The sequence below is a fragment of the Falsiroseomonas frigidaquae genome (assembly GCF_012163145.1).
GTDB lineage: Bacteria > Pseudomonadota > Alphaproteobacteria > Acetobacterales > Acetobacteraceae > Falsiroseomonas > Falsiroseomonas frigidaquae.
On the sequence record NZ_JAAVTX010000004.1, the window covers coordinates 577,700 to 603,996 of the forward strand.

Here is a 26,297-nt window from a genome sequence, read left to right on the forward strand (position 1 = left end):
GCTCTGATATATGCGAATGACTCGCATTTGCATATACGCCCTATCCACCCTGCCGTTTCTTTTCAGCCCGGCGGGCGCGCAACCCGCCCGCACGGATGCGATCGCGGCGCATGGCCCCCCTGCCCTGCCGCCCGGCTTCGCGCATTTTCCGCATGTGAACCCGGCGGCGCCCAAGGGCTGCACCATCCGCATGGTGCAGCCCGGCACCTTCGACACGCTGAACCCCTTCACGCTCCGTGGCCGCATGGTGATGGGGGTGTGGAGTTGGGTGCATGACTCGCTGCTGATGGAGAGCCCGGACGAGCCGCAGGCCGCCTATGGCCATCTTGCGGAGCGCTTCGAGATCGACGCGGCGGCGCGCGTGGTGCGCTTCACACTGCGGCCGGAGGCGCGCTTCAGCGATGGCACGCCGGTGACGGCGGAGGATGTGGTCTTCACCGCGCAGATCCTGGGCAACGAAGGTCGGCCGCATCTGCGCGCGCTGTTCGAACATGCCGACCCGGTGGCGGAGTCCCCGCATGTGGTGCGCTTCCGCCTGCCGGAGGGCGACCCGGCGCGCGCCGTGCTGCGGCTCGGCACCGTGCAGATCCTGCCGCGGCATGACTGGCAGGGGCGGGAATTCGGCGCGCTGACGATGGACCTGCCACTCGGCAGCGGCCCCTATCGCGTGACGGAGGTGGAGCCCGGCCGCCGCGTGGTGTTCGAGCGCAACCGCGACTGGTGGGCCCGCGACCTGCCCACGGCGCGCGGCCGCTGGAATTTCGACCGCATCGAGATGACCTATCACCGCGACCGCATCGCCGCCTTCGAATCGCTGCTGGCCGGCCGCGCCGACTGGATGGTGGAAGGCGACACGCGCCGCTGGGCGGTGGGCTACGACACGCCGGCGGTGCGCGAGGGGCGCACCCGCCGCGTCGAGCAGCCGCAATTCTTCACCACCGGCATGAACGGCTTCGCCTTCAACCTGCGCCGCGCCCGCTTCGCCGATGTGCGGGTGCGGGAGGCGCTGACCCTGCTGCTGGATTTCGAATGGGCCAATGCCGCGCTGTTCCACAACAGCTACCGCCGCACCGCGAGCTTCTTCGAGAATTCCGACCTGGCCGCGACGGCGGCGCCGGATGCGGCGGAGCGTGCGCTGATGGCGAATTTTTCCGCGTTGTTCCCAGCCGAGGCATTCGAGCGCGCTTGGCAGCCGCCCGTCAGCGATGGCAGCGGCCGCGACCGCGCCATGCTGGAACGCGCGCTGGCGTTGCTCGACGCCGCCGGCTGGGCACCGCGGGAGGATGATGGCCGCCTGGTGCACAAGCAGACCGGCGAGGCCTTCACCCTGTCCGTCCTGGCGCAGAGCAACGCGCAGCAGCCGCTGATCACCGTCTGGTTCCGCGCGCTGCGGCGCATCGGCATCGCGCCGCGCTTCGAGATCCTGGACGCCTCCACCTTCGCGCAGCGCACCCGCGCGCGGGATTTCGACCTGGCCTTCCGCTTCACCATCCCGCCCGACTGGCCGGGTGCGGAACAGCGCAACCTCTGGTCCTCCGCCACCGCGGACCGGCCGGGCAGCGGCAACCTCAGCGGCGTGGCGGACCCGGCGCTGGATGCGCTGCTGGACCGGCTGGTGGCGGCGCCGGACCGCGCCACCATGCAGACCACGGCGCGGGTGCTGGACCGGGCGCTGCAATGGCAATGGCTGGTGGTGCCGTCCTACTACAATCCGGTCCGGCGCCTGGCGGTCTCCGCCCGCTTCACCGCGCCGCCCCGGCCGCCGCGCCATGGCTATGGCGACGACGCCTGGTGGTGCCGCGAGGCCGCGGCACCATGAGGCACGGCTTCAGAAGGTGATGCGCGCGCCGATCCGGAAATTGCGGCCTGGCGCCACCTGAAGCTCGATCGGGTTCGCCGCCTTCGTGGCATCGGAGGCGAATTCCGAACGGTTGTAGGTGGTGCCGCCCGGCGACAGCGGCAGGTAGCGCGTATCCAGCAGATTGAAGATGCCGCCATTCAACTCGAGATTCGGCAGCGGGCGCCAGGAGGCCAGCAGGTCGAACACCTGGTAGGATTTCGGCATGTAGAGCTGCGAGGAACTCGCCTCCGTCACCTCCGCGGCATAGGTGCCGTTCAGCGTCACGCTGGTGCGCAGGTCGCGGTTGTCATAGGTGACGCCGGCCGTCGCCGTCAGCGGACGCGCGCCGTCGAAGGCGGTGCGGGCGGCGCCCGGCGTGGCGCGCTGCGTGCCTTCCTGCCAGGACGCCGCGCCATTCAGCGTCCAGTCCCGCGCGAAGCGCCAGCCGCCGGCGAATTCCACGCCCTGCACCGTCACCTCGCTGAGGTTCTGGTAGGTGATGTCGATGGTGCCGGGGATGCTGACGAAGCTCTGGATGAAATCGGTGTAGTCGGCGCGGAACACGCCCAGGCTGGCATAGGCGTTGGGAAGCTGCATGCGGATGCCGCCTTCCACGCTCGTCACCTCCTCCGGCCGCAGGCCCGGGTTCGGCACCAGGTTGAAGGTGGTGCTGGGCAGCGAGGTGTAGAGCTGTTCCGCCGTCGGCTGCTTGAAGCCCTCGCCGTAATTCGCATAGAGCGAGAACACCTCATCCAGCCGCCAGATGGCGCCTAGGCCGAGCGAGACGTTGCTGTCGTCCTGCACCCGCGGCTCCGCCCCCGCCACCGGCTTGTAGTCGCCATCCGGGCGCGGCGAGATGCGCGTGGTGGAATAGCGCAGGCCCGGCACCAGGGTCAGCCGCCCGCCGAACAGCGTGATCTCGTCCTGCGCGAAGCCGTCGATGCGGCGGGTATCGGCGTTGGAGAAGTTGAAGCCCCCTGCCCGGGTCACCGTGCGGACGCCGGTGTTCAGGTTGGTGGCGATATCCTCGCGCTCGTAGTCCGTCTCGGTGGTGCTGGCGGAGACGCCGTAGGTCAGGACGTGGCGCGTGCCCAGCAGGTTGAAGCTGGAGCCGAGCTGGATCTCGCCCTGCAGCACATTCTCGGAATAGGTCAGCCGGTCATAGGTGCTGGTGCGCTGGCCATTGGCCAGCTGGCGCAGGCGCGTGCCGGTACGCTCGATCTCCTGCGGCGAATAGCCGGCCATGACGCGCAGGCTGTCCAGCCAGCCATATTCCGGGCGCCATTCGGCATCGGTGGAAAACAGGCCGCGCTGGATCGCCTGGCGACGGTGGTAGTCGAGGTTGGTGATGCCGCCGCTGGCCGGGCCAAGGTCGTAGCGCTGATCCACATCCGTGGCGCGCTGCAGCACATCGGCGGTGACGCGCAGGCGGAAATTCGGCAGCGGGTCCCAGACCACGCGGGCGAAGTAGTTGTCGGCGGCGACGTCGGTCGGGTTGAACTGGTTGCAGGGCGTGGCGCCGAAGGACAGGTTGCGCGTGCAGTTCCAGATGCCGTCCGGCGAGCGGGAGTTGTTGCGCGACGGCTCGCTGGCATCGCGGCGCTGGTAGGAGAACATGGCGGAGAATTCGGCCGCCTGTGCGGCGACGGTCAGCCGGCTCTGCAGGCTGTTGTCCACCGAGCCGAAGCTGGTGCTCGCCTCGCCGCCCCAGGTCTCGCCGGGGCGGATGTAGTCCGAGGGATTGCGGGTGATGTAGTTGACCACGCCACCCAGCGCGTCCGAGCCGTAGAGCACGGAGCCGGGGCCGCGCACCACCTCCACCCGGCTGAGATTCCAGGGGTCCACCACGTCGCGCGTGTTGTCGGTGATGCGTTCGATGGTGCGGAAGCCGTCCACCACCGTCAGCACGCGGTTGCCGCCGACGCCGCGCACCGTGATGCCGCCGAGGCTGGCGAAGGGATCCGTGCCGGTTGTCTGGCGGTTCACCGTGATGCCGGGGGTGTAGCGGAACACATCCTCCGCATTGCGCACCATCTGCCGGTCCAGCTCCGCGCCCGGGATGACATCGACGGTCGCTGGCGTGTCCATCAGGCGGCGCTCATTGCGCAGGCCGGTGGTGTTGACGGGCGGCAGCAGGGTCAGCGGCGGCAGGCGCACCTCATCCCGCGCCGTCACTGGTGCGTCCTGGGCCGGCGAATCCTGGGCCTGGGCGGGGACGGCGGAGAGGATGGCGGCGGAGGCGAGCAGGAGCGCTCGCCAGCGCCATGGATGCGGGCGGGAGACATGTGGCGTGCGCGACATTTGCGGTAACCCCCTCGTGAGTGGGAGCTCATGCAAATGCGAATCATTCGCATTGTCAACGGTGACCGACCTGCGCGCTTGGATTTGCCGCCCGCGTCGCGCGAACTGCCTGGCTGCTGGTTAGCTGAACCAGATGTTAGCGTGAGCGAGTGCTGCGCCAGCAGCGGGGCTTCATCAGCTGGGTGCGGAGCGCCTGGATCTGGCGCCGCCTTTTCTTCATGCTGCAGCAGCAGTGCCCGCTCAGGCGGGCCAGCTTGAGGCTGACGCTGTCGCATAGCCCGGTCGCCTCCGATGCGGCTGCAGCCGAAAGGGCTGCCTGATGCGCCGCACCGTGGAGACCGACAGACCGCCGGCGGGCATCAGGCCGGGCGAACTGCAGCGCTTGGAAGACGCAGGCGGGCTCTCCTAGCGGCCGAACCAGCGGGCGGTACGCTGCCGGTAGGCCAGCCAACTCGGACCGAAGAGAATCTCGAGATGCGCCTCCTCTCGCCGGATCGCGAGATGCGTGACCGCCACGGCGGCGGCAGCGGCGGCCGGCAGGAACCACGGGTTGCGAAGGACCAAGCCGAACCCGATCAGCATCAGCGTGTTGCCGAGATAGATCGGGTTGCGCGACCACGCGAAGGGCCCCGTTGTCACCAACGCCGTAGCGGCCCGATGCGGCAGGATATTCGCGCGATGGCGGCGCATGGTGGCCATCGCCCAGAGATCCAGTCCGCCCCCAGCCGCCAGCACCAGCCATCCGAGTCCAGAAAGGACCTCAGCCACCGGCCAGTCCGGCCTCGGCCAAGCGCAGCCCAAGCCGAGCGCTACCAGGGCTGCCAGCAGATAGATCAGTGGCGGCCAGGGAACCCGGTTGGGCGGCCTGGTCGGATCGGCGGCTTGCATACCCCGATCTAGGGTCGCAGGAGGCGATCCGCCAGAACTTGTCACCTGTGTGCAAGAAGTCGGCGAAGGGCGCCTTGCAATCCCGCTCCGGCATGGTAGAGAGCGCCTACCGACGGAGCGCGGGCGTAGCTCAGGGGTAGAGCACAACCTTGCCAAGGTTGGGGTCGAGGGTTCGAATCCCTTCGCCCGCTCCAGTCGGCCTCAAGTAAAACAACGGTTTCCGGCTCGGTCCTCCAGATCGGGCCGTTGTTGTTTCTGGGCCTTCCGGGCAGCCAATTGGGCACCTGTTGGGCAAGGCCGCGGTCATCACCCGGTGGCCGGCTGTACCGCCTTCGCGACCTTCATGGCCATCCAGCCCGGCCGCAGGTTGCCGTCATCATGCGGCCGAAGGTGACCAAGGCCGCGCCTTGATCCTGTCCGTTTCGAGATCCGCGATCCGCGCATGCGGCGGAGATCACCTCCGGGGCCGGGGGATGCGACGCCGACGATCGGCATGATCATCACCATCATGGACGCAGTCAGCGGCTCCATCGCGTCTGGAGGCGTCCGTGGCGTCGGTCAAGGGCCTTCGCCAACCAAGCTCAACCAGCCCGAGAACTTGCGTAGACCCCGGACCAGAGACAGGGGCGGGGCCAAGGAAGCCAGCTCTCTCATCACAGGTGGATCCCAGGCAGGGGGAAAGGCCACTCGGTGTTCGTCTTGCAGACGCGACCAGGGTTGCTGCGCGATCCGCATGTGGTCCAGCTGCGGGACTTCCTGCTGGCGGGATGGTAGCATGGGCTGTCAGCCGCCATTCCGGCTTGCGGACCGAGACGGCGAAGCGCCTAGGTGCCATCAGGCGAGCGCTGCATCGAACCCGGCCGCGCGCCCGGACCAGTCGTCGCGCCTCTTCTCCTTGAGGTTGGAATTGTCGGTCCGGTTCACGGCAGGGCCGCGTCGATCATCGGGGTGCCGCGCTGCGATGGCTCGGCGACGAGGTCCACGCCATGGTGCGGCCGCAGACCGGGCCGTCGAACATCCGCCGGGCGTGCTGGTCGGTTCATGCAGCTGCCGCCCTCCCCGGACGCATCTTGCATACGCATGCAGCTTACGGGCAATCTCATGCCGGATCGAAGGGGAGAACAACATGGCGACCTGGCTCAAGCGCTCGATCGGTGCCGCCGACAAGGAAGCCGCGCAGACCGAGGTGCGCGCCACGGTGGAGCGCCTGCTGGCGGATATCGCCGCGCGGGGTGACACGGCGGTGCGGGAGATGTCGGCCCGTTTCGACGGGCTGGAGCGCCCGGATTCCCGCCTGACCGATGCCGAGATACGCGCCTGCCTGGCGGAGCTGCCGGCTCGCGCGCTGGACGATATCCGCTTCGCCCAAGCCCAGGTCCGCAACTTCGCCGAGCACCAGCGCGCCGCGCTGCGCGACATCGAGGTGGAGACGCTGCCGGGCGTGGTCCTCGGTCACAAGAACATCCCGATGAACTCGGTGGGCTGCTACGTTCCCGGCGGCAAGTATCCGCTGCTGGCTTCCGCCCATATGTCGGTGGTGACGGCGAAGGTGGCCGGCGTGCCGCGCATTGTCACCTGCGCCCCACCTTATCAGGGCCGCCCCGCCCCGGCCATCGTCGCGGCGCAGCACCTGGCCGGCGCCGATGAGATCCACTGCCTCGGCGGCGTGCAGGCAGTTGGCGCCATGGCGCTGGGCACCGAGACCATCGCGGCGGTGGACATGCTGGTCGGGCCCGGGAATGCCTATGTCGCGGAGGCCAAGCGGCAGTTGTTCGGCCGCGTCGGCATCGACCTGTTCGCCGGCCCAACCGAGACGCTGATCATCTGCGACGAGACGGTGGATGCCGAAATCTGTGCCACGGACCTGCTCGGCCAGGCCGAGCACGGCCCGACCAGCCCCGCCATCCTGCTCACCACCAGCGAGAAGCTGGCGCGCGCCACCATGGCGGAGGTCGAGCGCCTGCTGACCATCCTGCCAACGGCCGCCGTCGCCGGAAAGGCCTGGGCGGATTATGGCGAGGTCATCGTCTGCGAGGACCGTGCGGAAATGCTGCGCGAGGCCGACCGCATCGCATCCGAGCATGTGCAGGTCATGACGGCGGATGACGACTTCTTCCTGGCTAACATGACCAACTACGGCGCGCTATTCCTCGGCCCGCGCACCAATGTCAGCTATGGCGACAAGGTCATCGGCACCAACCACACACTGCCGACCATGGGCGCGGCGCGCTACACGGGTGGGCTCTGGGTCGGCAAGTTCCTGAAGACGGTGACCTACCAGCGCGTCCTGACGGATGAGGCGAGCGCGATGATCGGCGCCTATTGTTCCCGGCTCTGCATGCTGGAGGGGTTTGTCGGACATGCCGAGCAGGCGAATATCCGCCTGCGCCGCTATGGTGGCAGCAATGTGCCCTATGGCCAGGCGGCCGAGTAGCATGACCCTGCCTCGCACCCCCTCCTTCCGGCTGGACGGACGCCGTGCGCTGGTGACCGGCGCGGGCCGTGGAATCGGCCTGGCCGCGGCTGCGGCGCTGGCGCAGGCTGGCGCGCATGTCGTGCTAGCGGCGCGGTCTCGCGACGAGATCGAGGCGGCCGCGGCGGAGATCCAAGCCGAGGGCGGCAGTGCGGAGGCGCTGGTGCTCGACGTCGCGGATATCGAGCAGGCGGCCGCGCAGATCGCCGCGCTGCCGCCTTTCCACGCGCTGGTGAACAATGCCGGCACCAACCGCCCCGCCGCCTTCCAGGACGTGACGCCGGAGGATTTCGACGCGGTGATGGCGCTGAACCTCCGCGCTGCCTTCTTCGTCGCGCAGGCTGTGGCGCGCGGCATGATCGCGGCCGAGATTCCGGGCACAATTCTGCATATCTCGTCGCAGATGGGCCATGTCGGCGGCGCCCGGCGCAGCGTCTACTGCGCCTCCAAATGGGCGATCGAGGGCGTGGCGCGGGCCATGGCCATCGACCTGGCGCCGCACGGCATTCGCGTGAACACGCTATGCCCGACCTTCATCGAGACGCCGATGACGCGGCCCTTCCTGCAGGATGAGACATTCCGGACGCAGGTGATGCAGAAGATCAAGCTCGGCCGGCTTGGCCAGGTGGAGGATCTGATGGGCGCCATCCTGTTCCTGTGTTCCGACGCGGCGTCGCTGATGACTGGCTCCTCCCTGCTCGTGGATGGTGGCTGGACGGCGGGATGAGCCCGAAGCGGCACGCCACGGCGACCGATGTCGCGCGTCTCGCCGGGGTTTCGCAATCCGCCGTCAGCCGCGCCTTCACGCCCGGCGCCTCCATTGCCGAGGAGACGCGGCTGCGCGTGGCGGAAGCGGCGCGCCAACTCGGCTATCGCCCCAATGCCATTGCGCGGTCGCTGACCACGCGGCGTAGCCGCATCATCGGTGTTGCCGCCAGTTATCTGCAGAATCACTTCTACCCGGATGTGCTGGAGGCGCTGTCGCGCGGCCTGCAGGCGCGCGGCTACCAGATGCTGCTCTTCATGCCCGATGCCGGCCGCCACGCCGACCCGCAACTGCAGGAGGTGCTGGCCTGGCGCGTCGATGCGTTGATCCTGGCCTCCACCACCCTGTCCTCCGAGCTCGCGGACCAGTGCCAGGCGGCCGGTATTCCGGTGCTGCTGTTCAACCGCACCAGCCGCGCGCCAAGCGTTTCCTCCGTGACAGGTGAGAACCTGCGCGGTGGCCGTCTGATCGCGGAGTTCCTGGTGACCGGCGGCCATCGCCGCCTTGGTTTCCTGGCAGGCATCGAGAACTCCTCCACCAGCCGCGACCGCGAGCGCGGCTTCTGCGGCTGGCTTGAGGAGCATGGGCATCGGCCGCCACTGCGCGAGGTCGGGCTGTACCGCTTCGACGAGGCCTCCGCCGCCGCTCGCCGGCTGCTGGCGCGGCCGGACCGGCCGGATGCGATCTTCTGCGGCAACGACCACATGGCGACCGCGGTGGCGGAGGTGGCGCGACACGAATTCGGCCTGCGGATTCCGCGCGACCTGTCGCTGGTCGGCTTCGACGATACCGGCCCGGCGCGCTGGCCCAGCTTCTCCCTCACCTCCTTCTCCCAGCCGGTGCAGCCGATGGTCGATGCAACCGTCGCGCTGGTCTGCGAGATGATCGAGAACCCCGCGGCGCCGACGCGGCATGAGGTGGTGCGGGGAGAGTTGGTGGTGCGCGGATCCGCTCGGATGCCGACCGAAGGCTGTGTCAGCCTGGCGGAGCAGCTCGTCTGGCGCCCTGCGGTAGTCGACGCCGCCGGTTGAGGCTTGCCAGCCGGGGAAACACGCGGCTAGGGTTGCATGCGTATGCAAGCTGGCGCGGCCGAAGGTCCTGCCAGGCAAGAAAACGGCGCGGCGATCAGCCGACGCCAAGGGAGGAGGGACCGACCATGGCGATCCGCCGTCGTGAACTTTTGGCCGCAGCCGCAGGAGGCGCCGCCTTCGCGGCCGCCGCGCCGGCCCGCGCCTCCGTCACCGCGACACCCGGCCTGCGTCCGGGAAAGCCCTTCGCCGGGCAGGAATTGAAGGTGCTCTGCGTGGTATCCTCGCAGTTCCGTGCGCATGAGGCGCGGCTCGCCGCTTTCACCGAACAGACCGGCATCACCGCAAAATACACCTTCGTTCCCTTCGCCAGCATGCGTGAGGCGCTGACGGCCGAGATGGTCGGCGGCGGCGGCGACTACGACCTCGCCATCGCGATGGACCAGTGGGTCGCCTCGCTGAACAACCTGTTCGACCCGATCGATGACATCGTACGCGCCAAGTCCATTCCGCTGGATCGCTGGCCGGAGGCGCATCTGCGCCAGGGCCGCGTCAACGGCAAGCTGCTCGGCCTGCCAAGCCGCGGCCATGTGCAGCTGTTGTTCTACCGGCGCGACCTGTTCGAGAAGCATAACCTGACCGTGCCGGCGACCTGGTCCGCACTGGTCGAGACCGCCAAGGCGGTACAGGAGAAGGAGAGTGGCATCGCCGGGGTCTCCGTGCCCTACGGCCGCGGCAACGGCCAGAACCTGATGGTCTGGTACAACTTCCTCTGGGGCCGTGGCGCCAGCCTGTTCGATGACCGCGGCCAGCCCGCCTTCAACAGCGCGGCCGGCCTGCAATCAGTGCAGGATTATGTGGATCTGCTGCGCGTCCATCGCGTGGTGCCGTCCGGCGCGCTGTCCTTCACGGAACAGGATGCCGTGAACAGCATGGGCCAGGGCAATGCGGCGATGCTGCCGGTCTGGTGGTGGGTGCGCTCCACGCTGCTCAATCCGCAATCCAGCCGGCTCACTGAAAGCCAGATCGGCTTCGCTCCGATGCCGTCCTATGAGGGCCGGCCGCGCACCACCTTCACCAATACCTGGGTATGGGGCATCCCGCGCCGCTCGCGCCGCAAGGAAGCCGCCGCGGAACTGCTGGCCTGGATCGCCAATCCGGCGCTGGAGCGCGAGATCCTGCTCGACCCGCGCGAGAACGACGTGGTGGCCGTGATGCAGCCGAACCTGCTGGATGAGGCGGTGAACGCCCGCTTCGGCGGCATGCACCGCTTCGCCGCGGAGGGTCTGGCCCGCACCGAGAGCATCACCTACGGCCCCGAATGGCCGCAGATCAGCGAGGCACTGGAGACGGCGATGAGCGAGGCGGCAACGGGCACCCGCAGCGTGCCAGATGCCTTCAACGGCGCCGCCGCCCAGGTGCGCCGCATCATCCGCCGCGGCTGATCGGCGATGCAGGACCGCCGGCTCAAATATGTGTTGATCCTGCCGGCGGCCCTGCTCGTGTTGGGTACGACGATCTGGCCGCTCGCCGTCTCGCTGGTCACCAGCTTCCGGGACTGGCGGCTGACGCGGTCGCTGACGCCCGGGCCGTTCATCGGGCCCGAGCACTACGTGACGGCGCTGACCGACGACCCGGACTTCGCCAATGCCCTGCAGGTGACGGCGAGCTTCGTCGCCATCGATGTGGCTCTTACTGTGGTCTGCGCGCTCGGCCTGGCGCTGCTGCTGCGTCGCGCCGGCGTGCTCCACAGCATGACACGCGCGGTGCTGATCCTGCCCTTTGCCGTCTCCCCTGCCCTCGTCGGCATCTCCTTCCGCTTCATGTTCAACGCGGAGATGGGCGTCTTCACCTGGCTGGCGGGCACGCTGGTGCCGTGGCTGCAAGGCTACGTCTGGCTCGGCGACCCGGTAGCTGCCCTGCTGGTGCTGGTCTTCTCCGATGCCTGGCGCTGGATCCCGTACATGACGCTGGTGGTGCTCGGTGGACTCTCGGCCTTGCCGAAGGAGCCGGAGGAAGCCGCGCGCATCGACGGCGCCAGCGAATGGCAGGTGCTGCGCGACGTGACGCTGCCGGCGCTGATGCCGGTACTGGCCGTGGTCGCCATCCTGAAGACCGTCTTCGCGCTGAAGATGTTCGACCAGGTGGTGACCCTGACGGGCGGCGGCCCGGGCCAGTCCACAGTCACCCTCGCCTACCTGGTCTATTCCATCGCCTTCCGCTGGTACGACATGGGCTATGCCTCGGCGGTGGCCTGGATCCTCACCGCGATGCTGGTGTTCCTGGCGGTCTGGTACATGAAGCTGATCCTGCGCAAGCCAGGTGGAGCATGAGCGGGACACGTGCGGCAGCGGCGCGCAGGCGCAAGCTGGTACTGAAGGCGCTGGAATCCGCCATCCTGCTGCTGGCGCTGTTCCTCATCCTGTTCCCGATCGTCTGGATGGCGCTGACCGCCTTCAAGCGGCCGGTCGACCTGTTCGACCTCACCGTCCTGTTCACGCCGACGCTCGACAATTTCCGCACGATCTTCGCCGCGCCCTGGAACATCGGCGCGGCGGTGTGGAACAGCACCGTCGTTGCCGGACTGACGGTGCTGATCTCCATCCCCTGCTCCACCATGGCGGCCTATGCCTTCAGCCGCTTCGAGATGCGCTTCAAGGGCGCGCTGTTCTTCACCATCCTCGCAACCCAGTTCATCCCGGCCGTGGTGGTGGTGCTGCCGTTCTATCTGTTGTTCCGCGATCTGGGACTGCTCGACACCCATCTGGCGCTGGTCATCGTCAACCTCGCCATCGTCACGCCTTTCGCGGTCTGGATGCTGAAGGGCTTTCTGGATGCGGTGCCGACCGAATCCGAGGAAGCGGCGCTGGTCGATGGCGCGACGCGGATGCGCGTGATCCTCGATATCGTCGTGCCAATGGTCTGGCCGGGCGTGCTGGTGACGGCCGTGTTCTGCTTCATCCTGACCTGGAACGAGTTCCTGTTCGCGCTGATCCTGACGCGCGACGACGCGGTGACGCTGCCCGTCGGCATCACCCGCTTCCGCACAGAGCGGGGCGACCTGTGGGAGCTGATCGCCGCGGCCGGCATCCTGATCTCCATTCCAATGTTTCTTCTGTCCTCCGTCATCCAGCGCCATTTCGTGCGCGGCATGACCGGCGGCGCGGTGAAGTGAGGGACCATGGCTGAAGTCAGCCTGCGCAACGTCACCAAGGCCTGGGGCAGCTTCACCGCCGTGCGCGATCAGTCGCTGGAGATCCGCGACGGCGAGTTCATGGTGCTGCTCGGCCCATCCGGCTGCGGCAAGACCACGACGATGCGCATGATCGCCGGGCTGGAGGAACCGAGCGCCGGCGACATCCTGATCGGCGGCCAGCGGGTGAACGACCTGCCGCCGCGCGACCGCGACATCGCCATGGTGTTCCAGTCCTACGGCCTCTATCCGCACATGACGGTGGAGGACAACATCGGCTACCCGCTGAAGCTGCGCGGCATCAAGGGTGCCGAGCGCAAGGCGCAGGTGCGCGCCGCGGCGGCGAAGGTGGAGCTGGAAGCACTGCTGCATCGCAGGCCGAAGGAGCTGTCCGGCGGCCAGCGGCAGCGCGTGGCGCTGGCCCGCGCCATCGTGCGGCGGCCAACCGTGTTCCTGATGGACGAGCCGCTGTCCAATCTCGATGCCAAGCTGCGCGTCTCGACGCGGGCCGAGATCAAGCATCTGCAACACGAGCTTGGCGTCACCACGGTCTATGTCACCCATGACCAGATCGAGGCGATGACGCTGGCGCACCGTGTCGCGGTCATGCAGGGCGGCGAGATCCGCCAGCTCGATACGCCGGAGGTGATCTATGATCGCCCCGCCGATCTCTTCGTCGCGGGCTTTATCGGATCCCCGCCGATGAACCTGGTGACAGGCGACCACGCTGATGGCCGCTTTACCGCACCCGGCGGCTTCCAGGCCGCCACCGGCGTCGCCCGCCACAGGGGCAAGGCTGTGCTGGGTGTACGGCCGGAGGATGTCACCGTGGCGCCCGCCGGCAGCGGCGACCTCGATGCCAGCATCTATGCGGTGGAACTCACCGGCGATGCGGTACTGGTCACCGTGCAGGCCGGCGAATCGCGGATCATCGCCAAGGCGGATCGGGCCTGGCGGGCCGAGATCGGCAGCACGGTGGCCCTGCGCCTCGACGCCTCCCGCCTGCATCTTTTCGACGCCGCTTCCACCAAGCGCCTGCAACCGGAATGACCGCCATGCTGACCGATCGCCTGATCCGCTATGCGGACCTCATCCCCTGCCGCAACGCCTTCGTCGACAGCCGCACGCCCGGCTCCGACGCCAAGGAGAATTTCACCCTCATCGGGCCCGGCGTCAGCGAAAATCCGAACCAGCATGTGCATATCCCGGAGGCGCATGGCTTCAACATCGGTGGCGCGCGGCAGCCGCCGGGCTGCCTGAACAGCCAGCACAGCCACGAGACGGCGGAGGTCTTCATCGTCCACAAGGGACGCTGGCGCATGATCTTCGGCGTGAATGCCGATGAGGGTGACGTGGTGATGGAGGAAGGCGATACCATCTCCATCCCCACCCACATGTATCGCGGCTTCGAGAATATCGGCACGGAGACCGGCTTCCTGTTTGCCGTGCTGGGCCGCGACAATCCGGGCAAGGTCACCTGGGCGCCGCGCGTCTTCGAGTTGGCGCAGCAATACGGCCTCGTGCTGCTGGAGGGCGGCCGCCTGGTGGACACCACGGTCGGCGAGAGCGTGCCGGCCAATGCCGTGCTGCAGCAGCCGCCCGGGCCGGAGCAGATCGCGGCGCTGGCCACCCCGCCGGCGGATCGCCTGCAGGGCTGCGTCATCAAGGCCGGCGACCTCCGCGCCAATCCGCACTCGCCGCTGGCACGGGAAGGTGTGGAGGAACTGCCCATCATCGGCCCCGCCAGCACCGGCGACGGTTTCGAGCCTGGCCCGCTCATCGGCTGGTGGCCGCACGGCTTCAACCTGCGCGCGCTGCGCCTGGAATCCGGCGCCAGCGTGCCGAGCCATGTGCGGGATGAGGAGGAGGTGATCTTCGTGCATCGCGGCGTGCTGCAGATCACGACGCCGGAGGGCGAGGTCATCCTGGGACCGGGCGATACCTTCACCACGCCAAAGGGTCTGGCACGCAGCTTCCGCGCCAGTTCCTCCAACGGTGTGGCCGCCTATGTCGTGCGCGGCGGCGATGCCCCCGCCGCACCGCGCTTCCTCTGAGGCATCGCAGCATGACCCGTATTCGCACCACCCATGTCGGCTCCCTGCCGCGCAACCAGATCGTCGCCGACTTCCTGTTTGCCCGTGAGCGCGAGGAAGCGATCGACCCCGCCGCCTATGACGCCGCGATGGACCACGCGACGCATGAGGTACTGCGGCGGCAGAAGGAGATCGGCATCGACATCCCCTCGGATGGCGAAACCTCCAAGATCTCCTACGCCACCTATATCAAGGACCGGCTGACCGGCTTCGCCGGCGACAGCCCACGCCGCATGCCGGCCGACCTCGGCGACTTCCCGGCCTATGCGGAGAAGATCGCGCGTGGCGGCGGCACGCCGACCTATCGCCGGCCGCGCTGCACCGGGCCGATCGGCGTGAAGTCGATGGACCCGCTGGCGCATGACCTGCGGCTGATGCGCGAGGCGCTGGATCGCGCCGGCTACGGCACGGGCTTTATGAACAGCGCCTCCCCCGGCGTCATCGCGCTGTTCCAGCCCTCCGACATCCATCCCGACATCGACAGCTACATGACCGACCTGGCGGAGGGGATGCGGCATGAGTACGAGGGCATCGTCGCCGCCGGCCTGACACTGCAGATCGACGCGCCGGATCTCGGCCTCGGCCGCCACATGCTGTATCCGGAGCTGACGGAGGAGGACTTCCTGCTCCGCGCCGAGCGGCACGTCGAGGTCATCAATCACGCTCTGCGCAATATCGCGCCCGCGAATGTCCGGCTGCACATCTGCTGGGGCAACTACGAGGGCCCGCATACGCGGGACATCGCGCTGGGCCGCGTGCTGCCAGTGTTGCGCAAGCTGCGTATCGGCGGCCTGCTGTTCGAAGCCTCGAACCCGCGCCATGCGCATGAATGGACGGTGTGGCGCGACCAGAAGCTGCCGCAGGACTGGGTCCTGATCCCCGGCTGCCTCGACAGCACCACCAACTTCGTCGAACACCCGGAACTGGTGGCGCAGCGGATCGAGACCTTCGCCCGGATCGTCGGGCCGGACCGCGTCATCGCCGGAACCGATTGCGGCTTCGGCACCTTCGCGGGCTATGGCGCCGTGCATGGCGATATCGCCTGGGCGAAGCTCGCCTCGCTGACGGAGGGTGCACGAATCGCCTCGGCGCGGCTCTAGGCGGGCCGTCTACCGTGCTGCCGCAAAGCCTTCGAACCGCACGTCGCGGTTCACATCCTTGTAGAGCAGGTAGGCCGTTTCGCCCCAGCCGGTGGCGTAGAATTGCTGCGGGACATAGGCGCCCATCCAGATGAAGTCGCCGGCCCAGCATTCGTGCCATTCCCGGCCGAGCAGATACAGCCCCTGCCCCTCCAGCATATACAGCCCGTGCTGCATGATGTGGGTCTCGACGAAGGGAAAGTAGGTGCCTGGCGCGAAGGACAGGATGTTCACCTCCATGTCCATGGCGAGGTCTGCCTCGCCGAGCAGCGCCTGCCAGTTGCGGCCCTGGGTATGCTTGTTGACGCGCGGCACCGCGTCCCGGCTGCCGAAGAAGCTGGCGCGCGGCGTGATGCCAGGTGCGGCGAGGTAGGGCCGCTTGATCCAGATGGCGCGCGCCTCGCCGCCCAGGGCGCGGAAGCCATAGCGGCGGCCACCCTGCACATAGGCGAAGCCACCAGCGCCGAGGCGGCGTTGTGCACCATCGGCTTCGCAGTCAACTTCGCCAGCCAGCACATAGAGGAAGTGCTCCAGCCCGTCCTCGATCGGCGCCGTGGTGCCACCGCCCTGCTGCATCACCAGTAGCGCCTGCGCGAAATTCGCGCCCATGGCCGGCGAGGTCTGGAAATGCACCTTGGTTCGCTCAAGGCCGGGCAGGCGGCTTTCGAGAATTCCCTCGGGCGGCATCACCGCGTAGTGCGGCGTCACCATGGTGCGGTTCTGCCCGAAGATGCCAGGCGGCAGGATTTCACGGCGGCTCATGCGGTCTCTCCAGGGCGGTGGTGAGGATGGTCTCGGCCAGGTCGCCGGCCGGCTTTCTGTGTGAGATGATGTAGCCCGCAGTCGGCGTCGCATCCATCAAGGCGCCTGCGTCGCCGCCTGTAGCGGCCATCCTTCGCCGCCAGCGACACCACCGCCTCGCCCAGAGAGATATCGTCGGCCGACACCGCTCGCGCGACCGAGGCATGTTCACCACCGGCCAACGACCACTGGTCGGTGGTCAGCAGGGCGGAGGTGGCTCGCGCCGGGGTGCCCTGACACATCCTTTTCTTCGTCCGGGATCGGCCTCAAGGTTATCGTGCCGCCCCACGCAGGGCGCGTGCCAGCGTCGCCATCGAAGCACACGGCGGAGGCGACTGCGCGGGTGCGTCGATAGCTGAGGAACAACCGCAACTGGAAGCTGGAGACACCATGGCCCTTACGCTTCTCGTTCTCTACGGCTCCTACCGCTCGGACCGCACCGGCATTCGGCTGGCCCGCTTCCTGGTCGATGCATTTGCTGCCCGCGGAGCTCAGGCGGAGTTGATCGATGCCCAGGCGGTCGGGCTTCCCATGCTGGACCGGATGTACAAGGAGCATCCGCCCGGGACGGCACCGGAGGCCCTCGAGACCCTGGCGACGAAGATTCGAGGCGCCGATGGCTACGTCTTTGTCGCCGGCGAGTACAACTGGGGCGTCCAGCCCGGGCTTAAGAACCTCACGGATCACTTCCTTGAGGAGTGGTTCTGGCGGCCGGCAGCCATTGCCAGCTACTCCGCCGGCCGGCTGGCCGGGGCTCGGTCCAACCTGGTCTGGCACGGCACCCTCTCCGAGATGGGCATGGTTGTCATCTCGAGCACGCTCCTGGTCGGGCCGATTGCCTCATCGCTCGATGAGGCAGGAAAGCCGACCGGTGAGGGCGGCGCTGCGCTGATGCGGGCATTCCCGCGCTTCGCCGAGGATCTGGAGTGGTGGGCCGAGGCGGTACGTCGGCAGCGAGACCACCGGGCGCCCCCCTATTGATTTCAGCCAGTTGAAGAATCCGGTCTTCCTGGCATGACGGCTCAGAATGCTCAGCCAGCCTGGCTGCGCTGCCGGCCCTGCACGCGGAAGCGGCCGACCGGCAGCAGGAAATCGCCCTGCTCGGTCCAATCCACGGCGCGCAGCGTCACCGCGGCCTGCCCATTGAACGCGAAGTCGAAGTAGCGGCGCACCGGGGCCTGCAGCCCGGCATGGACGTCCGGGCGCAGGTCGATGGTCACGGCTTCGGCCGGCGCAAGGATGCGCGAGGCGACAAGCGCCCGGGTCCCGCGCGCGGCGGACAGCAGCCCGCCCGCCGCCAAAGCAGCGGACAGAAGCGGAAGCCGCGCAAGGAGGAAAAAGCCAGGCGGGGCGAGATCGGCGGGACGCCCCGGTTCGGGTCACTCGAAGACGATCCCGGTGACACGCCCGCGCCAGAAGGGATGGATCCGCCCGCCCGCCGCCCGCGCGATGACAAAACCCATGGGGATCATCACGCCCTCGACCAGCCGATAGTCCGTCCGCGTCACATGCTCGCCCGAGCCGTGATAGGGCGCGGTCAGATCGCCATCCTGTTCCGCGTCGAAGCGTTCCAGGCTGCCATCGGCGCGGAAAGTCGCGACCAGGCTGGCCTCCAGCCCATGCGCGGCAACGACGGCGCGCGCGCGGCGCGCATCCACCGCCTCCCAGCGCACCGGCCCGCCGGGCAGCAGCGCCATGGGGTAGAGCGGGCTTTCCAGCAGCCAGCGGCGCAGCGAGGTGCGGTTCAACGCCTCGGTCTCGTGCTCATTCACCACGCCCAGGGTGGAGAGTATCTTGGCGCGCATGCGCATCCGCCCGGCGGCGTAGAAATCATAGGCCCGCGCCCAGAGTCCCGGCAGCAGCGGCGTGGTGGCCGCGAACATCAGGGCGGGGGTGCCGATGGCGATGGTCTGCTCGGCCGTGGTCGGCGCGAAGCCTTCGGTCAACGGGCGGCGGAATTCGCCCGCCTGAGCAAGCCGCACCGTGTGCAGCGGCCGCAAAGGCCCCGGCAGGGCGAATCGCAGATAGGCCTGCACCGGCTCGGGCAGGGCTGCGATCGCTGCCGGATCGGCGGGCCGTGCCGGCTGCAGCCGGCCGATGGCGGCGACCTGCGCCGCATGGCCGGCGATCTCGCGCTCGGTCAGCAAGGTGCCGATGCCGACCGCGCCGCCGGCCAGCAGGAAGGGCGCGGCGATGACGGCGGCGATGATCCAGGTCTTTCTCATGCGTTCCTCACTGTTGCTGGGGAAGATCCGCCGGACGGATCGGCAGGCGCGTGGCGGTGTGGCCGGTGGCGTCGCGCAACGCGTTCACCAGGGCCGGCAGGGCGGCGATCAGCGCGACCTCCCCGGCGCCGGCCGGCGGCGTGGCGGCAGCCTCATGGCACGCGCCCCGCGCGCATCGCGGCGGCGGCGCGGTGGATGGCGCGGCGCATCCGCGGCTGGGTGCCGCAGCGGCAGGGCATCCGCCCCAGCGCTGCCTCTACCGCCGCCGTGTCTGGATCGGGGTTCGCCGCCAGCAGCGCCGCCGCCTGCATCAGGTGGCCAGCCTGGCAGAAGCCGCATTGCGCCACGCCCTCGGCAATCCACGCCGCCTGCAGCGGATGCAGCGCGCCATCCGGCCCGGCGAGGCCCTCGATGGTCAGAATCGCCTCCCCCGCCACGGCGCGCATCGGCAGGCGGCAGGCGCGGCGCGGCCGGCCGGCGACATGCACCACGCAGGTGCCGCAATCGCCCTCCCCGCACCCCGCCTTCGCGCCGATCAGGCCGAGCCATTCCCGCGGCACGGTGAGCAGGCTTTCGCCCGCCCAGGGCTTGGGCACGTCGCGCATGACGCCATTGACCAGCAGCCGGACCACCGAGGGTTGCTCCACACCAAGCCGGCCCACAGGAAAGCCTCTGCGCGTATGCCGTTCATGCCGGCCCGGTATCGGCCCGCATCGGCGCCCGCCTGCGGATACACGACGATACATCGGCGCCCTGCCCGCGCCGGTGCCGCGTGCTAGCCTGCCGCGCCATGACGGACGCACCCCTGATCCTGGTGGTGGATGATGACCGTGGCATCCGCGAGCTGCTGGCCCGCGCCCTGCCGCCGCATGGCCTGCGCGTCGCCACGGCGCGCGACGGGCGGGAGGCGAATGCGGTTCTGGCCAGCCAGCGCGTCGCCTGCCTGGTGCTCGACCTGATGCTGCCCGGCGAGGATGGCATCGCCATCTGCCGCCGCCTGCGCGCCGCCAGCGCCGTGCCGATCATCATGCTGACGGCGCGCGGCGATGAGACGGACCGGGTGGTCGGGCTCGAGGTCGGCGCGGATGACTACGTGCCGAAACCCTTCGGCACGCGCGAGCTGGTGGCGCGCATCCGCGCCCTCCTGCGCCGGGCCGAAATGCTGCCGGCGGCCGAGCCCCGCCGCAATGCCGGGCGGCTCACCTTCGCCGGCTGGGTTCTCGACCTCGGCACGCGGGTGCTGGAGGGGGCGGATGGCGTCGCCCTGTCGCTCACCACCGGCGAGTTCGAGCTGCTGCGCTGCTTCGTCGAACACCCGCGCCGCGTGCTGACGCGCGACCAGCTGCTGGACTTGGCGCGCGGCCGCGCGGCGACGCCCTTCGACCGCTCGATCGACCTGCAGGTCAGCCGGCTGCGCCGCAAGATCGAGGCCGAGGCGAAGGACCCGCAGATCATCAAGACCGTGCGCGGCGGCGGCTACCTGTTCGCGGCCCCGGTCGAGCGCCTGGCGTGAGGCCGCGCTGGCCCGGCGGCATCCTGGCGCGCAGCCTGCTGGCGCTCAGCCTCGCGCTGGGTGTGGCGGCGCTGCTGGCCTTCCTGCTCTACGAACGCAGCCGGGCGGAGGCGCTCTTCGCCTTCGAGGCGGCGCGCACCGCGGACCGGATCGCCGACCAGATGCTGCTCTCGGGCCTGCCGGACCACTACCGCCCGCTGCCGGCCGAACCGCTGGGCGTGACCTTGCGGCTGGAGGCAGCGCCGCGCCTGGGCGCCGAGTTGCCGGGCGGCTTCGCCATGCTGGCGGCACAGGGCATCGCGGCCCGGCTGCCCTGGGCGGCGGAGCTGCGCGCCCGGCTGGATAACACGATCCCGGCGCCGGAGGCCGGGCGCAGCTTCGGCCGCGCGGAGCAGCTGGCGCTGCTCAAGCGCCGCCCGCCGCCGCCGCGCCTGCTGGTGGTGGCCCTGCGCCTGCCCGATGGGCGCTGGGCCAATGCCGAGGCGATGGCCTTCACCGCCGCCCCCCCTGCGCTGTGGGAGCCGCGCTTCCTGGCCGCCTTCGGGCTGCTCGCGCTGGCCACGGCGCTGATCCTGGCCGGGGTGGTGGCTGCGGCGACCCGGCCGCTGCGGCAGGTGGCGCAGGCCGCCGAGCGGCTCGGCGCCGACCTCAACGCGCTGCCGATGAACGAGGCCGGCGCGCGGGAGGCGCGCGCCACGGCCCAGGCCTTCAACCGCATGCAGGACCGGCTGCGCGACTTCGTGGCCGGCCGCACCCGGCTGCTGGCCGCGATCTCGCACGATCTGCGCACGCCGCTGACCCGCGCGCGCATCCGCGCCGAGACGATGGAGCCGCTGGCGGAGCGCGCCGCGTTGCTGGCCGACCTTGCGCGGCTGGAGGCGATGCTGGCCACCACGCTCGCCTTCGCGCGCGGCGATGTGGCGCGCGAGCCGCGCCGGCTGCTCGACCTCGCCGTGCTGCTTGGCGATGTGGTGGAGGAGCGCGCCGAAATCGGCGAGGCTGTGCGCTATGTCGGGCCGGAGCGCGGCGCGGTGGTGCTGGGCGCGCCCGCCGCGCTGCGCCGGGCGCTGGAGAACCTGGTGTCGAACGCCCTGACCCATGGCGGCGACGCGCGGCTCGCCCTGGCGGCGGCGGGCGCGGCCTGGCGCGTCACGGTGGAGGATGACGGCCCCGGCCTTCCGGAGGCCGAGCTGGAGCGGGTGTTCGAGCCCTTCCATCGCGGCGATGCGGCGCGCGGCGCGGAGAGCGGCGGCACCGGGCTCGGCCTTGCCATCGTGCGCGACGTTGCGGCCGCGCATGGCGGGCGGATCTGGCTGGAGAACCGGGCCGCGGGCGGGCTTTGCGCGGTGCTGGTGCTGCCCGCGGCCTGCCCGCCGCCGCCGCTCAGCCCTCCGGCTCACGGTGGAGGACGCGCTGGATGAAGGCCTCCCGGTCGGGCACCGGGATCGCGCCGTCGAGCAGCAGATGCGCCAGGCCATGCACCATGCCCCAGGCGCGCAGCGCCGCCTCCGGCGAGGCGGCAGCGGCGCGCAGCGTGGCGAAGGCGGCGGCCGAGGCGGCCTGCAACTCGGGATGCATCGCCGCGCGCGCCAGCAGCGGACCGAAGATCAGCCGGAAGCGGCCGGGCCGGGCCAGGGCGAAGCGCAGATAGGCCGCGCCCATGCCGTTCAGGCTGCCGGCCTCGGCCAGGGCGCGGCCGAAATCGCCGTAATGCCGCGTCGCGAGCGCCGCCAGCAGCGCCTCCTTGTCGGCAAAGTGGCGATAGGCTGCGGTGGGCGAGACGCCAGCCTGGCGCGCCACCTCCCGCAGGCTCACCGCGCCATCACCGCCCGCATCGAGCAGCCGATCCGCCGCATCCAGCAGCGCGGCGCGCAGATCGCCATGGTGATAGGGTCGCTCGGATGTTGACATTGCTCACATGGGCCGTATGTTGACGTTGATAACATCGCTGTCCCGACGCATCCTGTCCATGGGGCCCCTGCCATGATGTCCTTCCTGCGCGCGCATCTCGGCATGGTGCCGATGCTGGCCTATCTGCCGCTCGCCGGCCTGGGCTGGCCGGTGGCCGGCGCGGCGGTGGGGCTGGTGCTGGCGCTGATGCGGGCCGCCTGGCTGGCCCGCCAGGGGCGCTGGCTGGTCTTCGAACTGGCGCTGCTGGGCGCGCTGGCCCTGCTGCTGCCGCTGCATCTGGCCGGCACGCCCCTGCCCCGCGGTGCGGCGCCGGCGGTACTGTTCGGCGCGCTGGCGCTGGGGGCCACGGCGAGCCTGCTGCTCGGCCGGCCCTGGACGGCGGAATTCTCCGCCGCCGACTACCAGGGCACCACTGGGACACTGCTGTTCGGGCAGGTGAACCGGCTGATCTCCGGCCTTTGGGCCGGGCTTTTCGCCTGGCTGGCGCTGAGCGCGCTGCTGGGCGTGCCGGCCTGGCTGCATTGGGGCCCGACGGCGCTTGGCGCCGCCGCCTCCATCCTGGGCCCGAGGCTGCTGGTGCGCCGCGGCCTGCGGGCCATGCTGCGCGATCCCGACGCCGCCACCTGGCCGGCACCGGCTCTGCTCGGCGCTGCCGCGCCGGTGCGCGTCATCGGCGCGGGACTCGGTGGGCTGACCGCGGCGGCGCTGCTGGCCGATGCCGGCGTGCCGGTGGAGGTGCATGAGCAGCACGACCTACCCGGCGGCTTCGCCCATACCTGGCCGCGCCGCGCCCGGGGGCGCGACCCCGAGACGGGCGCGCCGCTGCTCTTCCGCTTCGATTCCGGCGTGCATGACATCTCCGGCTGGCAGGTGGGCGGGCCGCTGCGCGCGGTGTTCGATCGCCTGGGGATTGCCGACGCGGTGGAGATGCGCCGGCTCGATCATCGCCATTGGGACCACGGCGCCGTCTTCGACGTGCCGCGCGACCCCATCGCCCATGCCGAGGCGCTGGCCGCACGCCACCCCGCCGATGCCGCGGGGCTGCGCCGCTTCTTCGCTGAGACGCGCGAGGTCTTCGATGCGATGTACAGCACGGGCAAGGAACGCGGCGGCATCCCGGGCACGCCCGCCACGCCGGAGGCGCTGCTCGCTTTCGCCCGCGCCCATCCCCTCGCCGCCGCCTGGATGTCGCGGCCCTGGGCAGAGTTCGTCGCCCGGCACCTGAACACCGAGGCAGCGCGCCGGCAGGTCTCGGCGTTGACTGGCTACATCACCGACCGGCCGGAGAGCCTGACGGTGGCGCAGATGGTGCCGCTGTTCGGCTATACATTCCATGGCGGCCACTACCCGACCGGCGGCTCCGGCCGGCTGGCGGAGGCGCTGGTCGGCGCGATCCGCGCGCGCGGCGGGCAGGTGCATCTGCGCCAGGCGGTCTGCCGCGTGCTGACCGAGGGCGGCCGCGCCAGCGCGATCGTGCTGCGCGAGGCCGATGGCCGCGACGCCACGCTGCCCGCCTCCGCGGTGGTGCTGAACGGCGATCCGCTGGCCGCCGCGCGCCACCTGCTGCCGCCCGGCGCGATGACCGGCCGGCTCGCCGCGGCGCGGCCCGCCTGCTCGGCCTTCGCCGTGCATCTGGGCCTGCGCGGCGGGCTCGACATGCCGCCCATCGTGCAGGCGCACACGCGGCTGGGCGCGCTGCACATGGTCGCGCCCTCGGTGGTGGACCCCTCGGCCGCGCCGCCCGGCCATGCCACGCTGGAACTGCTCGCGCTGCTGCCGCAGGCCGAGACCTCGCCCTGGCTGCCGCCGCAGGACGGCCACCCGCCGGCACTGGAGGCTTGGCGCCGCGGCCAGGCCTATGGCGCCCGCAAGGCGGCGCTTGGCGATGCGCTGGTGGCGCGTGCGGCGGAGGTGATCCCGGACCTGGCCGAGAGGATCGTGTTCCGCTCCGATGCCTCGCCGGTGACCTTCCGGCGCTACGCCTGGACCACGGACGGCGCGATCTACGGCGTGGACCGTCGTCTGCCGGCGAAGCAGCCACTGCCCGGGCTGGTGCTGGCCGGGGCCGCCACGCATGGGGCGGGCGTGGAGGCGGTGGTCATCTCCGGCGCGCTGGCGGCGGAGGCCTTGCTGCCCGGGCTGCTGGCCACAGCCGGACAGAAGCGCGAGGCGATCCCGGCCTGAGCGGGGCGTCGTGGCTTGCCATGTCATGCGACAAGCCAACGCAGTGCACGCCGGACGGCTCAGATCAGCCGAGGTCATGTCGGCGACCGGGCGACTTCTCGACGCCGATCACCGATCCCTGGCGGCGCGCTACCGCCAGAGAGAAGGCCGGATTCCGGTTCCCACCGCTGCGCCTGCCGGTCCTTCCCGGTTACGCCGCAACCCGCAATTCGGTCCAAGGTACGGGACACCGTACAACCGGCTGCCACACCATCAGCAGTACCGCAACGAGCACAGGCCCGGCCGCCTCCTGCAACGGCGTCGGCATATCACCCCGGCCCGGCCGATCCGCGGCAGCCTGATTTCGCGACATCACATGGGCCGGCAAGGGCAATCCTCTGGCTCAGCCATATGTCCGAGAATAATATCCCCATGCTGTCCGTCCTGTTCATAACCCCGGCGCTTCCCGCCACAGCGTGGGCGCTTCGCGCGGTTCACGCCTCGGGGAGGCCTGAGACCTGTACCCTGCGCTGCGAGGGCGAGCAGGTCACGACGATCTCACAAAGCCGCACCGTCAAACTCCACAGCCCCGAGCCTGATCCTGCGGGAATTTCGGCGCTCCGCTGCCCTGCCTGCGGCCGCCGCATTGGCACTGGCCATCAGGTCGCGACGCCCGGAAGTCACTCCTGACTTGTGACCTTCCCCCGCGCGCCAGTCCGCACGCCATGCCGGGGCTCTGCGGCCGGGGCGCCGCCGTCCGGCCGCGCGAAAGCGGGCGCGGCAGGCCAAATTGAGCAAGGCAGCGCGGCCCCAAACGGGCGCGCGAAAGCAGACGAGGCATGAAAGCTTCAAGGATAACGACGCAGGAGGGCGCGTAGGCGCCGTTTGGTCAGGCGAGCGTCGTGTCGCCGCGTGGAGGGCGGTCGGGATGGCAGGACAGCGTGCCGGTCAGCCGGGGCGACGGGGCCCAGCTTCGGTTCGCATCGGGGCTGCCAACGGGCATGCAGGACAAGGTCGGCAACACAGCGGCGGGGGAGACCGGGTAGCTGCCGGCCCGTGATCAGTGCCTGGCGCGGCGGCCCGCCTTGCGCTTCGCTGGTGCCTTGGACCGCTTTGCCCCGGTCTTTGACGGCTTAACCGCCATCCTGTGCCGTTCTGCCTTCGGGGTGACGATGATCGGCTCGGCAGCCGGGATGCCCTCCGTCCCGACATAGCGCTGAAGCGTCGCCACGGCGGCAAGGTGGGGATAGGCCTCGGGGCCTTTCGGCCATGTCCTGGCGAAGGCGGAGACTTCGGCGTGATCGTGCCGACGGATTGTCTGAACCAGGAACGACGCCGCCTGGGCAGGCCGCAGCCTCTGCTCGCGCAGCAGGCGAAGATGCCATTCACGCGCCCGCAGCGAGCACCAGTCCACCAGGGCTTCCTGAAGAGCGCGGCGCACCTCGACCGGCAACTCCTCATACGCCTGGTAGGGATCGCCCTTGAGCTTGCTGAACGGCTTGGTGGCGGTGCTGTTGTCCATCGCCGGCTTCTAACGAAGGCGGGGCACGCAGGGAACCGTCATGCCAAATGCACCGGGGTCGCGGCCTGCCTCCGCGGCCCGCAGCGCGCCGAGGCGACGGGCTGAGCCAGCCTTGGCCGGGGCCATGACGTGGTGACCGGGCGGATCTCAATGCGCATGCCGCGCGGCAGGTCGAGCCAGTACTGCGCGACCGGGCGGCGCTCCCAATCGCCCTCATCGCCACCAGCTCTTCGGGCGGCATTGATGCGGCTGCTGAGTGCGGCCCCGGAGACGAGGCGGCCATTGCAGGCAACGCTGTACAATCCGTCCTTGCTGACCACGCGATCACGGTTACGCACGAGACGGGAAATTTTCCTAGACCTGCGGCTCGACATGGACAGGCACGGCGCCCCGGCACAGTTCCTGCCGGCGCCGATCCGGTCCATGGCCGGCAAGCGTGAT

The 26,297-nt window shown here is 69.9% G+C and carries 25 protein-coding genes and 1 tRNA gene; 15 read left to right on the plus strand and 11 right to left on the minus strand.

Annotated elements, in window-relative coordinates; genetic code table 11:
• Positions 1–16: 16 nt before the first annotated feature.
• Positions 17–1,819: an extracellular solute-binding protein gene (locus HB662_RS15440; protein WP_168050685.1), complete on the plus strand. Its 1,803-nt coding sequence runs from the start codon at positions 17–19 to the stop codon at positions 1,817–1,819.
• A gap of 9 nt (positions 1,820–1,828) precedes the next feature.
• Here HB662_RS15440 and HB662_RS15445 read toward each other — a convergent pair whose 3' ends face one another.
• Together HB662_RS15445 and HB662_RS29725 are read right to left on the minus strand one after the other, a co-directional pair.
• On the minus strand, positions 1,829–4,141 hold the full coding sequence (locus HB662_RS15445) for a TonB-dependent hemoglobin/transferrin/lactoferrin family receptor (protein ID WP_168050686.1): 2,313 nt from the start codon (positions 4,139–4,141) through the stop codon (positions 1,829–1,831).
• A gap of 405 nt (positions 4,142–4,546) precedes the next feature.
• Entirely contained in the window at positions 4,547–5,029 is a 483-nt protein-coding gene (locus HB662_RS29725) for a methyltransferase family protein (protein WP_168050687.1), read from the minus strand.
• A gap of 119 nt (positions 5,030–5,148) precedes the next feature.
• Between HB662_RS29725 and HB662_RS15455 the strand changes: the two genes are divergently transcribed.
• Positions 5,149–5,223, plus strand: a tRNA-Gly gene (locus tag HB662_RS15455).
• 112 nt (positions 5,224–5,335) lie between these two features.
• Here HB662_RS15455 and HB662_RS15460 read toward each other — a convergent pair.
• On the minus strand, positions 5,336–5,539 hold the full coding sequence (locus HB662_RS15460; RefSeq protein ID WP_168050688.1) for a hypothetical protein: 204 nt from the start codon (positions 5,537–5,539) through the stop codon (positions 5,336–5,338).
• Positions 5,540–5,949: 410 nt separating this feature from the next.
• A complete protein-coding gene (locus HB662_RS29730; RefSeq protein WP_280864605.1) occupies positions 5,950–6,072 on the minus strand; it encodes a hypothetical protein in 123 nt (40 codons plus the stop codon).
• Positions 6,073–6,155: 83 nt separating this feature from the next.
• On the opposite strand from HB662_RS29730, the gene hisD reads away from it, so the two are divergent.
• The 9 genes from hisD (at position 6,156) to HB662_RS15505 (ending at position 15,682) form a co-directional block, all read left to right on the plus strand.
• Positions 6,156–7,463: a histidinol dehydrogenase gene (hisD, locus tag HB662_RS15465; RefSeq protein ID WP_168050689.1), complete on the plus strand. Its 1,308-nt coding sequence runs from the start codon at positions 6,156–6,158 to the stop codon at positions 7,461–7,463.
• Between the two features lies 1 nt (position 7,464).
• Positions 7,465–8,229, plus strand: coding sequence for an SDR family NAD(P)-dependent oxidoreductase (locus HB662_RS15470; RefSeq protein ID WP_168050690.1), 765 nt, complete (start codon positions 7,465–7,467; stop codon positions 8,227–8,229).
• Positions 8,226–9,299: a LacI family DNA-binding transcriptional regulator gene (locus HB662_RS15475; protein ID WP_168050691.1), complete on the plus strand. Its 1,074-nt coding sequence runs from the start codon at positions 8,226–8,228 to the stop codon at positions 9,297–9,299. Before HB662_RS15470 ends, HB662_RS15475 begins: the two co-directional genes overlap by 4 nt.
• Before the next feature lie 125 nt (positions 9,300–9,424).
• Positions 9,425–10,741, plus strand: a complete 1,317-nt coding sequence (locus HB662_RS15480; protein WP_168050692.1) for an ABC transporter substrate-binding protein — start codon at positions 9,425–9,427, stop codon at positions 10,739–10,741.
• Positions 10,742–10,747: 6 nt separating this feature from the next.
• Positions 10,748–11,629: a carbohydrate ABC transporter permease gene (locus HB662_RS15485; RefSeq protein WP_168050693.1), complete on the plus strand. Its 882-nt coding sequence runs from the start codon at positions 10,748–10,750 to the stop codon at positions 11,627–11,629.
• A complete protein-coding gene (locus HB662_RS15490) occupies positions 11,626–12,471 on the plus strand; it encodes a carbohydrate ABC transporter permease (protein ID WP_168050694.1) in 846 nt (281 codons plus the stop codon). The genes HB662_RS15485 and HB662_RS15490 overlap by 4 nt, the downstream gene beginning before the upstream one ends.
• Before the next feature lie 6 nt (positions 12,472–12,477).
• Positions 12,478–13,539: an ABC transporter ATP-binding protein gene (locus HB662_RS15495; protein ID WP_168050695.1), complete on the plus strand. Its 1,062-nt coding sequence runs from the start codon at positions 12,478–12,480 to the stop codon at positions 13,537–13,539.
• A gap of 5 nt (positions 13,540–13,544) precedes the next feature.
• Entirely contained in the window at positions 13,545–14,543 is a 999-nt protein-coding gene (locus HB662_RS15500) for a cupin domain-containing protein (protein ID WP_209443300.1), read from the plus strand.
• An 11-nt stretch (positions 14,544–14,554) separates the two neighbouring features.
• On the plus strand, positions 14,555–15,682 hold the full coding sequence (locus tag HB662_RS15505; RefSeq protein ID WP_168050697.1) for a cobalamin-independent methionine synthase II family protein: 1,128 nt from the start codon (positions 14,555–14,557) through the stop codon (positions 15,680–15,682).
• A gap of 9 nt (positions 15,683–15,691) precedes the next feature.
• Here HB662_RS15505 and allE read toward each other — a convergent pair whose 3' ends face one another.
• The gene (gene allE / locus HB662_RS15510; protein ID WP_168050698.1) at positions 15,692–16,483 is read right to left on the minus strand and encodes a (S)-ureidoglycine aminohydrolase; all 792 of its coding nucleotides are present in this window, start codon (positions 16,481–16,483) and stop codon (positions 15,692–15,694) included.
• 429 nt (positions 16,484–16,912) lie between these two features.
• Here allE and HB662_RS15515 point away from each other — a divergent pair, with 429 nt between their 5' ends.
• On the plus strand, positions 16,913–17,503 hold the full coding sequence (locus HB662_RS15515; protein WP_168050699.1) for an NADPH-dependent FMN reductase: 591 nt from the start codon (positions 16,913–16,915) through the stop codon (positions 17,501–17,503).
• 50 nt (positions 17,504–17,553) lie between these two features.
• Here the strand turns inward: HB662_RS15515 and HB662_RS15520 are convergent, their stop codons facing one another.
• The 3 genes from HB662_RS15520 to HB662_RS15530 all read right to left on the minus strand — a co-directional run bounded on the left by HB662_RS15520 (position 17,554) and on the right by HB662_RS15530 (position 19,379).
• The gene (locus HB662_RS15520; RefSeq protein WP_168050700.1) at positions 17,554–17,742 is read right to left on the minus strand and encodes a hypothetical protein; all 189 of its coding nucleotides are present in this window, start codon (positions 17,740–17,742) and stop codon (positions 17,554–17,556) included.
• 159 nt (positions 17,743–17,901) lie between these two features.
• Positions 17,902–18,747, minus strand: a complete 846-nt coding sequence (locus HB662_RS15525) for a DUF6920 family protein (RefSeq protein WP_168050701.1) — start codon at positions 18,745–18,747, stop codon at positions 17,902–17,904.
• Between the two features lie 152 nt (positions 18,748–18,899).
• The gene (locus tag HB662_RS15530; protein ID WP_342449517.1) at positions 18,900–19,379 is read right to left on the minus strand and encodes a (2Fe-2S)-binding protein; all 480 of its coding nucleotides are present in this window, start codon (positions 19,377–19,379) and stop codon (positions 18,900–18,902) included.
• A 158-nt stretch (positions 19,380–19,537) separates the two neighbouring features.
• Here HB662_RS15530 and HB662_RS15535 point away from each other — a divergent pair, with 158 nt between their 5' ends.
• Together HB662_RS15535 and HB662_RS15540 are read left to right on the plus strand one after the other, a co-directional pair.
• Positions 19,538–20,260 (plus strand): response regulator, encoded by a 723-nt coding sequence (locus HB662_RS15535; RefSeq protein ID WP_168050702.1) that lies wholly within the window; start codon positions 19,538–19,540, stop codon positions 20,258–20,260.
• The gene (locus HB662_RS15540) at positions 20,257–21,681 is read left to right on the plus strand and encodes an ATP-binding protein (protein WP_168050703.1); all 1,425 of its coding nucleotides are present in this window, start codon (positions 20,257–20,259) and stop codon (positions 21,679–21,681) included. Before HB662_RS15535 ends, HB662_RS15540 begins: the two co-directional genes overlap by 4 nt.
• On the opposite strand, the gene HB662_RS15545 is transcribed toward HB662_RS15540, so the two are convergent.
• Positions 21,644–22,171, minus strand: a complete 528-nt coding sequence (locus HB662_RS15545) for a TetR/AcrR family transcriptional regulator (RefSeq protein ID WP_168050704.1) — start codon at positions 22,169–22,171, stop codon at positions 21,644–21,646. The two genes, HB662_RS15540 and HB662_RS15545, sit on opposite strands and share 38 nt — an antisense overlap.
• Positions 22,172–22,243: 72 nt before the next feature.
• On the opposite strand from HB662_RS15545, the gene HB662_RS15550 reads away from it, so the two are divergent.
• Complete coding sequence (locus HB662_RS15550; RefSeq protein ID WP_168050705.1) at positions 22,244–24,355, plus strand: phytoene desaturase family protein; 2,112 nt, start codon at positions 22,244–22,246, stop codon at positions 24,353–24,355.
• A 1,039-nt stretch (positions 24,356–25,394) separates the two neighbouring features.
• On the opposite strand, the gene HB662_RS15555 is transcribed toward HB662_RS15550, so the two are convergent.
• Positions 25,395–25,856, minus strand: coding sequence for a DUF6525 family protein (locus HB662_RS15555; protein ID WP_168050706.1), 462 nt, complete (start codon positions 25,854–25,856; stop codon positions 25,395–25,397).
• Between the two features lie 38 nt (positions 25,857–25,894).
• Positions 25,895–26,281: a hypothetical protein gene (locus tag HB662_RS15560; protein WP_168050707.1), complete on the minus strand. Its 387-nt coding sequence runs from the start codon at positions 26,279–26,281 to the stop codon at positions 25,895–25,897.
• Between the last annotated feature and the right edge of the window lie 16 nt (positions 26,282–26,297).